The 13,041-nt window shown below is 52.2% G+C and carries 9 protein-coding genes; 5 read left to right on the top strand and 4 right to left on the bottom strand.

Translation table 11 applies throughout. From position 1 onward, the window contains the following. Positions 1 to 46: 46 nt before the first annotated feature. From rpmA to BM477_RS03085, 3 genes are all read right to left on the bottom strand, one after another. On the bottom strand, positions 47 to 298 hold the full coding sequence (rpmA, locus tag BM477_RS03095; protein WP_075361226.1) for a 50S ribosomal protein L27: 252 nt from the start codon (positions 296 to 298) through the stop codon (positions 47 to 49). 27 nt (positions 299 to 325) lie between these two features. Beyond that, entirely contained in the window at positions 326 to 646 is a 321-nt protein-coding gene (gene rplU / locus BM477_RS03090; protein ID WP_075361225.1) for a 50S ribosomal protein L21, read from the bottom strand. A gap of 219 nt (positions 647 to 865) precedes the next feature. Further along, positions 866 to 3,277, bottom strand: a complete 2,412-nt coding sequence (locus tag BM477_RS03085; RefSeq protein WP_425425738.1) for an Rne/Rng family ribonuclease — start codon at positions 3,275 to 3,277, stop codon at positions 866 to 868. Positions 3,278 to 3,625: 348 nt separating this feature from the next. Between BM477_RS03085 and BM477_RS03080 the strand changes: the two genes are divergently transcribed. From BM477_RS03080 to BM477_RS03060, 5 genes are all read left to right on the top strand, one after another. Further along, complete coding sequence (locus BM477_RS03080) at positions 3,626 to 5,143, top strand: cytochrome ubiquinol oxidase subunit I (protein WP_075361224.1); 1,518 nt, start codon at positions 3,626 to 3,628, stop codon at positions 5,141 to 5,143. A 20-nt stretch (positions 5,144 to 5,163) separates the two neighbouring features. After that, entirely contained in the window at positions 5,164 to 6,285 is a 1,122-nt protein-coding gene (gene cydB, locus BM477_RS03075; RefSeq protein ID WP_075361223.1) for a cytochrome d ubiquinol oxidase subunit II, read from the top strand. Positions 6,286 to 6,444: 159 nt separating this feature from the next. Beyond that, complete coding sequence (gene cydD, locus BM477_RS03070; protein ID WP_075361413.1) at positions 6,445 to 8,202, top strand: thiol reductant ABC exporter subunit CydD; 1,758 nt, start codon at positions 6,445 to 6,447, stop codon at positions 8,200 to 8,202. Beyond that, positions 8,199 to 9,986 (top strand): thiol reductant ABC exporter subunit CydC, encoded by a 1,788-nt coding sequence (cydC, locus tag BM477_RS03065; protein WP_075361222.1) that lies wholly within the window; start codon positions 8,199 to 8,201, stop codon positions 9,984 to 9,986. Before cydD ends, cydC begins: the two co-directional genes overlap by 4 nt. Next, on the top strand, positions 9,987 to 11,711 hold the full coding sequence (locus BM477_RS03060; RefSeq protein ID WP_084543678.1) for a GAF domain-containing sensor histidine kinase: 1,725 nt from the start codon (positions 9,987 to 9,989) through the stop codon (positions 11,709 to 11,711). It abuts the gene before it with no gap. A 70-nt stretch (positions 11,712 to 11,781) separates the two neighbouring features. On the opposite strand, the gene BM477_RS03055 is transcribed toward BM477_RS03060, so the two are convergent. Beyond that, the gene (locus BM477_RS03055) at positions 11,782 to 12,849 is read right to left on the bottom strand and encodes a PTS sugar transporter subunit IIC (protein ID WP_075361221.1); all 1,068 of its coding nucleotides are present in this window, start codon (positions 12,847 to 12,849) and stop codon (positions 11,782 to 11,784) included. Between the last annotated feature and the right edge of the window lie 192 nt (positions 12,850 to 13,041).

Below are 13,041 nucleotides of genomic sequence, written 5' to 3'. Positions count from 1 at the left end.
GGGCGTACGGCAGAAACCGTAACGCCCCCGATGGTGATAAGTTTGCTCAGGCTGAAACCACGTTCACGACGCGGCGGCCACGGCGAGTACCAAACTCGACCGAACCAGCGGCGGTTGCGAACAGGGTGTCATCCTTACCACGACCGACATTGTTGCCGGGGTGGAAATGGGTGCCGCGCTGACGAACAATGATTTCGCCTGCGTTAACCAGCTGACCACCGAAACGCTTTACGCCGAGGCGCTGCGCGTTGGAGTCACGACCGTTCTTGGAAGAACCAAGACCCTTCTTATGTGCCATGGGAAACTACCTTCCTATTCTAGAAGATCACGCAATGCTGGTGATCTTGACCTTCGTTAGCTTCTGGCGGTGTCCCATACGCTTACGGTAGCCGGTCTTATTCTTGTACTTAACAATCGAAATCTTCGGACCCTTGGCCGGGGCTAGGACCTCAGCGGTAACCTTGACCTTTTCAAGCTCTTCCGCACCGGTGGTAACTTTGTCACCATCGATCAACATTAGGGGCTGGAAATCGACGGTATCGCCAACTTCGGCAACCAGCTTGTCGACGATGACAACATCACCGACGGACACCTTTTCCTGTCGGCCGCCGGCCTTGACAATCGCGTGGACCACGTTACTGCTCATCTCTTTTACTAAACGGATACTGACAAATCATGCTAATCAATCGATTAGCACCAAGGCTCTAATTTACTCTAAAAACGCTATCCAAGCAAACCGTCACATGCGGTGTCGGACACAGAGCCAAGGAGTGTTTCACTGCTGAAATCCTATCAGCTAGATTCCCCCGCTGCACACGCAAAAGACCCGGATTTGGCGCATTTGCATAGTGCAATAGCTAACACACTATGCTCCCGGAGTAACCACTCCGGTAGTTGCCGCCCGCCGTCTCTTGCGCGCCGCTGGGACTCTGACCCGAGGGGCTTCAGCACCGGCTAGTCGCGTCGCAGCACCTGACGGAGCAGAACGCTGTTCCGGTTTCTGGCTCTTCGCGGCAGCTCCAGCTGATGCGGAGCTCTCCGAATTACTAGCGGTCGCAGTCACTACTCCGTCGGTAGCGGCACGGCGACGCCCTCGCCCTCGAACCTTAGGAGTCGAGGTTTCTTCCTTCTTCTCAGAAGCCGGAGCCTCGGTTTCAGATGTCACTGTGGACACACTAACAGAAGCCTTAGCTTCCCTACGTCCCCGCTTTTGCGGAGCTTTCTTCCCAGAACTGTTCTTGCCTTGCTGCTTGGATCGCTCAGCTCTCTCCAGCTCAGGCTTCACGATATCTTCAAGTTCAGCTTCGCTCCGCTGAGTCACTTTCGCGATAGCAGTAATAGCTGCAGCCACCTTGGCATGCTCTTCTTCCTGTTTTTCCTGCGCTTTCTGAGCAGCCTGCTCCGCATTCTTTGACGGCGTCGAATTACGTTCAGAACTATTCCTCCGCCCCTTACGGCCTTTGGGGAAGGCATCCAAAACATCGTCAGCTTCACGTTCAATCGGAGCGTCATGGACAATGAACCCGCGCCCTCGACACGCCTCACACTCAGTTGAGAAAGCCTCAACCAATCCCTGCCCGACGCGTTTACGGGTCATCTGAACCAGTCCCAGAGCGGTAACTTCACTGACCTGATGACGTGTACGGTCCCGGCCTAAGCACTCCACTAGACGACGCAAAACCAAGTCACGGTTAGATTCAAGTACCATATCGACAAAGTCAATCACAATGATTCCGCCGATATCGCGCAGCCGCAACTGACGAACAATCTCCTCCGCTGCCTCAAGGTTATTCTTCGTGACAGTCTCTTCCAAAGTACCGCCCGCGCCAGTGTAGCGACCGGTATTGACATCAATCACTGTCATGGCCTCGGTGCGGTCAATTACCAAAGAACCGCCGGAAGGCAACCATGCTTTACGATCCATCGCCTTAGCCAGCTGCTGGTCGACACGGTAGGCTTCGAAGACATCCTTTTCCCCCTTGTAATGTTCCAAGCGGTCAGAAAGCTCTGGGGCCAGCTCCTTCACATATGCCTTAATGGTCTTCCAAGAGCTGTCACCAGAAACAATCAGCTTATTGAAATCCTCGTTGAAGATGTCACGAACCACGCGCACAGCCAGTTCAGGCTCCGAACGAACAATGAATGGTGCCACCTTCTTCTGTTTCTGCTTCTTCTCAATCTGCTCCCACTGAACAGTCAGGCGCTCAATATCGTCACGAATCTGTTCTTCGGAGGCGCCTTCCGCTGCGGTACGAACAATCACACCACAGCCCTTAGGCACTGCATGGCGAAGAATCTTCTTCAAGCGCTGACGCTCTTTTTCCGGCAGCTTACGGGAGATACCCGTCATAGAACCACTGGGCACCAGTACCAAGTATCGTCCCGCCAAAGTTACCTGAGAGGTCAGTCGGGCGCCTTTATGCCCAATCGGATCCTTGGTTACCTGCACCAGGACCGAATCGCCCGGAGAAAGGGCCTTCTCAATCCGGCGCTGTTTACCTACCACATCTGTGGCATCCCAGTTAACTTCACCGGCATACAGAACACCGTTACGCCCCTCGCCAATATCAACGAAGGCTGCTTCCATCGAAGGCAGCACATTCTGAATCTTACCCACGTAGACATTGCCAACTTTAGAAGTCTGCGCGTGGCGAGCCACATAGTGCTCCACTAGCAGCCCATCCTCAATCACAGCAATCTGGTTTAAGCCATCACGCTCACGCACTACCATTAGACGATCAACTGATTCGCGACGAGCCAAGAACTCAGCCTCGGTGACAATGGCTTTCTTGCGAGTGTCCTTGCGCCCTTCTCTGCGACGCTGACGCTTCGCCTCTAGACGGGTAGAGCCTTTAAGTGCTGTAACTTCCTCTTTCGGGTCATAGTTAGGGTCGTAATTGGGTTCATCGGGCTCTGTCTGATCCGAAGTCCGTGAGCGGCGGCGACGCCGACGTCGAGTTTCAGTTAGATACTCTTCCTCTTCTTCATCGCGGGGTTTGCGTTCACGGGTACGAGACGACCCTTTGCTGTCTTCATCCCGCTCGCCCCGTTGTCGCTTTTTCGATTGGCGCGAGGGAGAGTCCTCACGGTCCTTAGACTTTCGCGGCTTACGCGAAGGAGCGTCCAAATCAAAGTCTGACACCGGAGGGACCAATGCTGGGTCCGGTGCTTGAAAGATGGGCATCAGAGAAATTGATGCAACTGGCTTCTGCGTTTTCTTCGCGGCTGTTTCGCCAGAGGCAACTCCGTTGCTCAGGCTGAACAAGTCTTCAGTCATAGTATGTAATATCTCCACATAGGTGGTTGCGGGCATCTACGCAACACAGCCGCCGTTTTTCAGACGACAAAATCTTTGAGGTGTATTCACCAGCTTTATCGAAATAGCTTAGGCTGCCCTTCGATTTACGCGATACCATACGTTTCTTAATATCATATCAGTCTTCACTGAAAAAGATGTTCCGTTCAATCACGCCACCTCGCGTGTAGCGTTGCAATTACAGCGAAAAATAGATATTTATGACAGTGAACGATGGTGTTCACAAGGTTTTATGCACACGGTGACAGAAAACCCGCTACGATAAAACAGAATTATCAGTTCTCTACATACACGAAAGGTGGGACAGAGATGTTTATGCCTACTGCCCTAGACGCGCTTGAAATCGCGCGCTGGCAATTTGGTATCACGACTGTGTATCACTTCGTGCTTGTGCCCTTAACGATTGGTCTCTCCCCCATGGTTGCCTTAATGGAAACCCTCTGGCTGAAGACTCAAAAAGAGCACTGGCTTAAAGCTACTCGGTTCTTTGGAAAACTCTTCCTCATTAACATGGCACTCGGTGTCGCAACCGGTATCGTGCAGGAGTTCCAGTTCGGCATGAACTGGTCACAGTACTCCTTGATGGTCGGCGATATTTTCGGCGCACCCCTTGCGATTGAAGCTCTCCTAGCCTTCTTTATGGAATCTACCTTCATTGGACTGTGGATTTTCGGCTGGGGCAAGCTATCCAAGCGCACTCACGCTCTGATGATCTGGCTGGTTGCCATTGGTGTCAACTTCTCAGCTCTTTGGATCCTCGGAGCAAACTCTTGGATGCAGCACCCAGTTGGCGCTGAGCTCAATCCCGCTACTGGACGTTTTGAACTCACCGGCACACATGGTTTCCTTGATGTTGTCGCTAATCCTAAGTTATGGATTACATTCACTCACGTTCTTTTCTCCTCCTGGATGGTTGCTGGCGCATTCATTGCCGGCCTAGCCGTCTGGTGGATGGTACGCGCACAGCGTGCCGGCGAAGCCGGTGAAGTGCAAGCCCGCGAGATTTGGCGTCCGATTTCTAAGTTTGGTCTGGTTGTCCTTTTGATTGGTTCCATCGGTACTGTTATCACTGGCGATCTTCAGGGTGTCTACCTAACCAAAGAACAGCCTGGCAAGATGGCTGCAGCCGAAGCTCTGTGTGAGACTCAGGCGCAGGCCCCCTTCACCGTGGCTGGCTGGGGTGACTGCCTCAGCGAAGATGGATTCACCCATATCATTCAGATTCCCGGGATGTTCTCCTTGCTGGCAACGCATGACATGAACGCTGAGGTTACTGGTGTGAAGAACTTCCAAGAAGAATCTGTCAAGATGTGGAACCAGAATGAGACCTTTGTTAAGCAGTACGGAGATGCCTCTCAGTACCAGTTCACGCCAAACAATAATGTCACTTTCTGGACTTTCCGCCTGATGATTTACGTTGGCATGCTGTCTGCTATCTTCGCGCTAATCGCTCTTTGGCTGATGCGTAAGGGTCGCGTACCGAACCAGAAGTGGCTCGGGACTATTGGTTTGCTTGCCATTCCAACTCCTTTCCTTGGCGCATCTTTCGGCTGGATCTTCACCGAAATGGGCCGTCAGCCTTGGATCGTTGTACCGAACTTCGGTACCGGCGGCGACCCCGTCGGGGATGTGTTCATGATGACGCAAGCTGGTGTATCCGGTTCCGTCTCTGCAGGAGCTATGCTCACCACTCTTATTATTTTCACTCTCCTCTACGCTGCTTTAGGTGTGGTTTGGTTCTGGCTGATTCGGCGCTACGCGCTAGAAGGTATCTCCACCACAAAGCACTCGACGGAAGAGAGCCACGAGCTCTCCTTCTCGTACTGAGATAGGAAAGGAAAAACATCATGTATTCATTCCTACAGGTTCTCTGGTTCGTACTTATCGCTGTACTGTGGACCGGCTATCTAACTCTTGAAGGATTTGGGCTGGGTTCTGGCATGTTGTTGCGCCGTGTGGCGCGCACTGACAAGGAGCGCGGAGCAATCTCAAAGGCAATTGGCCCCCACTGGGACGGAAACGAAGTTTGGCTACTCACCGCTGGTGGCGCCACCTTCGCAGCCTTCCCCGAGTGGTACGCAACTATGTTCTCAGGCATGTACCTTGCTTTGGCTCTCATTCTGATTGCTCTGATTGTTCGTATCTGCGCGATTGAATGGCGCAAGATGGTGAACTCCACCAAGTGGCGCAACGTCTGGGATTGGGCTCATACGGTCTCCTCATGGCTAGTTCCCCTGCTGTTCGGTGTTGCTTTTGCAAACCTTGTACAGGGCATGGCCATTGAGGTCGTTGATCCCTCCAATCCGATGACTGGTGTTGGGCCTGAGAATGTAGACCTTTCAGTTCACGTTCATAACCTGACCGGCGGCTTCTTCTCGCTGCTCACCCCGTTCACGCTACTGGGCGGCGTAATGCTCACCGCCATCTTCTTGAGCCATGGTTCTTTGTTCTTGGCCATGAAGTTGACTGATGAAATGCGTGAGCGCGCTACCAAGATGGCTACTAACACCTCTATTGTGTCCACCGGCCTAACCGCCATTTGGGCTCTATGGGCGCAGTTCGCTTTCGGAGGTAGCCAGCCCTTGGCATGGATTCCACTTGCGATTGCAGCCATCCTGCTAATCGTTTCTACCGCCATGACTTTGACCGGACGCGTCCGTAGCGCCTTCTTCGCTTCCTTCCTAGGGATCGCCGCCGCTGTCGCTTTCATCTTTACTGTCATGGCCCCGAACGTAATGAAGTCCTCCATCCATCCGGCATATTCACTGACACTTTGGGATGCATCATCAAGCTATGCTACTTTGTCGATCATGACGGTAGTAGCCATCATCTTGGTGCCCATAGTTTTGGCGTACACGGTCTGGGCATACTATGTCTTCCGTGCACGTATCTCCGTAGAAGATGTAACCCCCTCTGGGTTGCTTCCCTACAAGATTCGCGCCGGCGAGAACTTCCTTACTGCTAACTAAACTAGTTAGCTAGTTATCCGCCTATAAATGGAATGGCGGGTTGGGATCATTTAGATTCCAACCCGCCATTTTTCTACCCGCGCTCTGCCCTATGCGAATCTTTTGACCATTCTGGGCTCTATCAGCGCACAATACTGGAAAATTTGGGAAGATGGACAAGTGAAACCTCTCGATCCACGTTTAATCCGATATGTCAGCTCGGCCCGTAGGTACATTATCGCGGTGGCCGCGATGGGTGTGCTGGCGGCCATCCTCGTCCTGATTCAAACAATCGCAATATCTACCATCATTAGCCCGATTATTAACGAGACTTCAACTTGGCAGGATTTACTGCTCAGTCCGCTACCTCTAATCGTCCTCGGCGTTGTGGTAGTAGCTAGAGTTGGCGCGATCTACGCTAGGGAGACTATTGGCCATTCCTCGGCAAACCGAATCATCACTGACTTACGGGCGCAATTACTCGATGCTGCGTCACGGCTGGGACCGCGTTGGTTGGCACAAAATGCAACGGATACCGCGACCTTGAGCACCCGCGGACTAGATGCTCTAGTCCCCTATTTTGTCCGCTATTTGCCGCAGCTTCTGCTGTCCATGACAGTCACCCCGATGGCCTTGGTAGTCATGCTCTGGTTCGACTGGTGGTCTGCACTTATTGCAGTAGGTTCAATCCCATTGATTCCAATATTTATGATCCTGGTCGGCAAGTTGACCCAACAATTTTCTGACAAAAAGATCGCCGTCATGGAAAACCTCGGCTCACAGGTACTCGATCTCCTATCAGGCTTAGTCACGATGAAGGCACTCGGGCGGGAAAAGGGCCCGGAGAAAACCATCAAGACCTTGGGTGACCGCTACAATGAATCAACTATGGCGACGTTGCGCTTGGCTTTCCTTTCAGGCGCTATTTTAGAGTTCATAGCCACGTTGTCTGTTGCTCTGGTAGCGGTTGAGGTCGGCATGCGCTTGGTCTTTGGATCGATTGATCTCTATGCTGGGCTGATTGTGATTATGCTAGCTCCGGAGGTCTACAATCCTCTCCGGAACGTGGGAGTCCAATTCCATGCTTCATCAGACGGCGTTGCTGCGGTTAATCAAGCTTTTGAAGTGATTGAAGCTGGACGCCAAATGCCTGGCCTAGTTTCCTCTCCTAGTCTTACCGATGCCAGTTTTGTCATTTCCGGCGCCTCTGTCAAGGCGCGCGGAAGAATGAGCCCAGACAATGTTAATGCAACTATCGCACCTCATTCGATTACCGCTCTAAAGGGGCCCTCGGGGATTGGTAAAACTACTTTAGCGATGGCTTTGATGGGATTCCAGAAGCTCGACAAAGGTAGCATTACGATCCGTAACGGCTCTGAGACTGTAGATTTATCTTCTATTGACCCGACCAGCCTGCAAGAGCAGATAATGTGGGTGCCCCAGATTCCTGTCATCCTGCCTGGCACTGTACTTGAGTCTTTGCTTCCAGAGGCTACCGAGCCCAGCGAAGAATTACTGGCTGCAGCGGCCGCCACCGGATTTGATGAGATAGTAAATACTATGCCCAATCAGTGGCACACTGTTTTAGGCCACAATGCAGTCGGCCTGTCTGTGGGACAGAGACAACGACTGGCTCTCACCCGCGCGCTTTTGCAGCATCGGCCCGTAGTAATCCTTGATGAACCTACTGCACACCTAGACTCCTTGAGCGAACGACAGATTATCGCAGTAATCAAAAAGCTTCACAGCATGGGATCAACAATCATCGTAATTGCCCACCGGGAAGCCGTGGTTGAGCTAGCAGACAATCACATTACATTGAAATCGCGTGTTCTTGAAAAAGCTGAGATTGCTTCAGAAGAGGTAGCTTTAACGGCTGTGGACAACGGAGTAACTGACGAAATTGATACCTTCTTTACGCAAGGAGACGCCAAATGAGTCCACTATTAACCAAAGATGAATGGAGTGCACTGAAGCAAATCTGGCCGCTCCTGAAAATTCGTTGGCAGCAGCTGGTCTGGTCAGTATTCTTGGGGTCTCTTGCGCTTGGTTCTTCGGTTGGTCTAGCGAGTGTTTCTGCTTGGCTGATTGCAAGAGCCAGCCAGATGCCACCCATCCTGTATCTCAATTTGGCAGTCACTTCAGTGCGAGCCTTGGGAATTTCAAAAGCTTTGTTCAGGTACATTGAGAGGCTTGTCTCTCACCGCATTGCTTTGACTGGCGTGGTTGAACTGCGCACTAGTTTCTACGCGCGCCTCGCGAGTCTCCGTTCGGATGCGGTAGCTTCAATGCACCGTGGCGCTTTGCTCTCACGTGCCACAGCCGATGTGGATGCGGTCGGAGATTTAGTGGTCCGCAGCATCCAACCGATGCTAGTGACTCTAGTGGTTTCCGTGTTTACGGTCTTTGGCTTGTCATTCTTGCATGTGGGCGCGGCTCTTTGGCTGGGCCTTTGTCTGTTGTTCTCCATTTTGGCTGGTTTACGTCTATCAGCTCGTTCAACCCGGATGTCTCAGCAGGCACAGCGCAAACATGAGCAGGAGCTTTCTAAGCTCACCGTAGATAGCCTTGAGAATAGCGCTGAGATTCGTGTTCTCGGCCAGTCTGCCCGCTACGCGAAGAGTATCGGAGCAGTGGAGTCCGGACTGATTACTGCTCGAAAGAAGGCCGCACAAGCAGCTGGTTTAGCTTCTGCCGTGGACACTTTGGCTTTAGGGCTAGCTTTGGTGGGGAACAGCATCCTCGGCACCATGGCGGTTTCCGCTGGGGAACTTTCCCAAGTTGGTCTAGCAGTGATAGTTTTAACCCCATTAGCTTCCTTCGAGGGCACCGCAATGCTCGGCCAGGCGGCAGCGCAACTGGTTCGTTCAGCTGCCGCAGCTGAGGCACTAGTAGAGCTGATTGATGCCGAACAGGATTTGCCTGAGGCGCAATTGCCTGGTCCTTCCCAAACTACTCCATCTCTTGTGGCGCAAAACCTAACCGTCGCTTGGCCACAGGGACCGGAGGTATTGAACAACGTCAATCTAAGTGTTTCACCCGGGTCCAAGATAGCGATTGTGGGACCCTCCGGGATTGGCAAAACTACGCTTTTACTCACCCTCGCGGGCATGCTTCCCCCTCGGGAGGGGACGGCGTTGATTCGGGGGGTTTCCGCTTGGAATCTGTCGCGCCAAGATGCTGCTTCCGTGGTTTCTTTAACTTTGGAGGATGCGCACATTTTCGCTGCTTCCGTCTATGAGAATTTGCGGGTAGCTCGGGCTGATTTGGACGAGGACGAGGCGAGGGAGCTACTTAACAAGGTCCATCTAGAAAACTGGTTCTCCGCTCTTCCAATTGGCTTGAATACCAAGCTCGCTGCCGGAGGTAAGACCGTTTCCGGTGGAGAACGGAGACGTATTCTGGTCGCCCGGGCCTTAGCTTCGCAGGCGGAAGTCTTGCTTCTGGATGAGCCAGCTGAGCACCTAGATAACCAGGTCGGTAGAGCTCTAGTGCGCGATATTTTTGCTCTCGCTGATCAGGGTAAGAGCATCGTTTTGGTGACTCACCATACTGAAGCTTTAGAGTATGCGGATCAGGTTCTGGTGATTGACCAATCCCCTGCTGGACATGCAGTTATCACCTATCAGGGCGCGCCCGCAGATATACCCGCAACTTTGCAGGCAGATTGGTCTAGACTTGAGCAACCGGCAGACCCAACTATGACGATTGTCCAGGAGTAAATGATGAGAAGTACCGGAGAAGACTTAGCTAGAGAATCTCTATTTGATGCTTCACTCAAGCTGGCTGCGACGCTCGATGTTTCTGAGATTTTAAGCGAATTTGTCAAGACCGCGTGCCGATTTTCTGAAGCATCTTTTGGCGCTCTCTGCGTGGTTAATCCTCGGGGAGACACGGTTGCTTTTGTGGAAGAAAATGTTCCAGATTGGGCACGGGAGCAACTTCTGGATCCGCAGGTGCAAACCTCTATGCTGGAAGGCTTACCGGCCAGCCATCCTTTGGTGGAGAATCATCCAGAGCCGAATAGGCCGTTTTCTTTGCGTAACAATTCCGAACATGGGATAGATAACTACATTGGTCTTCCTTTAACGGTGAGAAACCGGATCTTCGGCTGGTTGTATGTTTTCAACCGGTCTAAAGGCTTTTCAGATAATCACTCTGAATTGCTGTCAGCTCTGTCTTCAGCGGCTGCAGTAGCGGTTGAGAACGCCCGTTTGTATGGTGAAGCTCGTACGCGGGAGCATTGGATTCGTGCTTCCCAGGACTTGACTACGATGCTTCTATCGGGTGCTTCCGAGGAAGAAGCCTTGGCTGCAACCGCGTATTCGATTCGGGACGTGGCGGATGCTGAGGCTGCGTTGATTATTCTTCCCTCTGTGGGAGACACCTGGGCCTGTGAGTTTGTTGATGGGGATTCGGCTAGTCATCTTTTGGGCACTGTGTTCCCCAGTAACGGCAGAGCTATGACAGTGGCACGAACGGGACAGGGTGTGGTGATTGATTCGCTGGCTCAAACCTTGCACTTGAAAGTCCCTGCTCTAAAGAGCTATGGCCCGGCGCTGTATGTTCCGATGCGTTCTCGTGGTGAATCAACTGGCGTTATTTTGGTTCTGCGTTCGCGCGATGCTAGGGAGTTCACTCATTCAGATTTAGCTATCGCACAATCGGTAGCTGCCCACGCGGCGCTGGCCTTGGAGCTTGCTGACGCTAAGCATAAGGCCGCTGTAGCTACCTTGCAGGCGGAGCGCGAACAGATTGGCCGAGATTTGCACGATTTAGCTATTCAGCAGCTATTTGCTACCGGGATGCAGTTATCTTCTTTGAAGGATGCCTTTGTGGCTGCCACAAAGCAACTTGAGGAGACTGATTTGTTGCAAGTTGCTGGTATTGATGAGAAGAATTTGATGCATCAGTTGGAAAGCGCGCTGGCCAGTATTGGGGATTCTGCTCAACAGATTAGAGCTATTGTGAGTTCATTGCGGAAGGAAAAGAATCTTCCGTATTCTGATAGTTCTTTGCTTACTAGGCTTCAGCATGAGGCCTCTTTGGGCCGCTCTTCTTTGGGGTTTGCTCCCACCTTCATCGTTGAGTTGGACAAACATGTCCTAGATGTGCTGGAGGAAGGTTACGAAGCTAACTCTGACGCGATTGATGAGTTGCTTCCCCAAAGTGTTGCTGAGCATTTAATCGCAGTGATCCGTGAGTCTTTGTCAAATATTAGTAAGCATGCTCATGCCACTTTGGTAAAGGTCCATTTGGAAATCAAAGCTGACGAGAAGCAAGTTACTTTGACCGTGACGGATAACGGGGTTGGCCTACCAGAGCGTCCAACACGTAACTCTGGTTTGGCGAATATGCGTTCACGCGCTTTGAATGTGGATGGTTCTTTCGATGCCGCTGCGCAGGCCGAAGGAGGCACAAAACTAGTTTGGTCCGCGCCTCTCTGACCCATACTTCTTTCTGGATAGAGCAAGCGGGCAGCCGATTCTTCGGTTCCCCGTTTGGTCTATAGGGATGTTATTCAGGAAGCTTCATGTCGCCCGGCTTAATCCAGCCGGCTTTACGCATACCTTCAGAAATCAACCAGCTAAGGAGTGCGGGAGCAAGGAACAGCATCACTGCGATGAGGATAAAGAGGGTAACCGGGTTGCTACTCGGGCCCATTGTGTTCCACATCATGAGCGGACCGACCAGTCCGGAGGTACCCATTCCGGATCCGGCAGCGTTGTTCTCTAATGCCAGGACAACAGTCGAAATCGGGCCGAGAAAGGCGGACGCGATAATCGCAGGCAGCCAGATCTGTGGCCGTCGCAAAATATTTGGCATTTGCAGCATTGATGTGCCGAGGCCTTGGGCGATTAGTCCGCTAAATCCGTTGTCACGGTAGGAAGCTACCGCGAAGCCAACCATTTGTGCAGCACAACCAACGGTTGCCGCACCGGCAGCAATTCCGGACAGGCCGAGGATGATTCCCAGTGCGGCTGATGAGATAGGCAGTGTCAGACAGATACCCATAATTACTGCGACGATAATGCCCATCAGGAGTGGCTGCCGTTGTGTGCCCCAGTTAATGATGGCCCCGAGTTCGGTCATGAAGGCGGAGATTCCGGGCCCCACCAAAAGGCCGATGATTGATCCACTGATTACGGTGACGAAAGGTGTCACCAGAATGTCGATTGGGGTCTTGCCTGAAACCAGAACACCGATTTCGACTGCAACAAATGATGCGATGAAGGCGCCCAAGGGTTCTCCCGGGCCGGCGATATGGAAGCTGAGGCCATCCACCACACCAGGTGTCATAACCTTACCAGCGTGGGCTCCAACCATACCAGCTACGCCAGTTCCGACGATAACGTAGGTGGAGGCAGATAGCTTATGTGCGACGCCGATACCGATACCTAAACCGGTGAGCACCGAGGCTATTGAGCCAATAAGAATGAGGAATCCCGATACTGGTTCAGGTAGCAGTTTGCCAATCTGTACCATAATGGTGCCGATGATCAGGGTGGCGAATAGGCCGTGGGCCATACCAGTCAGGCCGTCGATGAAGAATCTGTGCGCCCATGCGCGAATGGTTGTATTCATGGGCAATATTATATAGATACACAATCAGGGTAAACGAGGGCCTGGGTGGCTTTGTTACTAAAACTTACCCATAGTGCGCTAACGCACATAGCGACAACTATGCGAACAGTAACCTGCGTAGGAGTTTGTTTTTGTGGGGAATTGTTTTAGGGGATAAACACGGTGTTGTTCGTGTTTATCCCCTAAAACTGT

Origin of the sequence: Boudabousia marimammalium (assembly GCF_001936115.1) — a bacterium.
Classification (GTDB): Bacteria; Actinomycetota; Actinomycetes; order Actinomycetales; family Actinomycetaceae; genus Boudabousia; species Boudabousia marimammalium.
The sequence above is the reverse complement of the archived record's forward strand: the minus strand, read 5'-3'. Positions and strand labels throughout refer to the sequence as shown.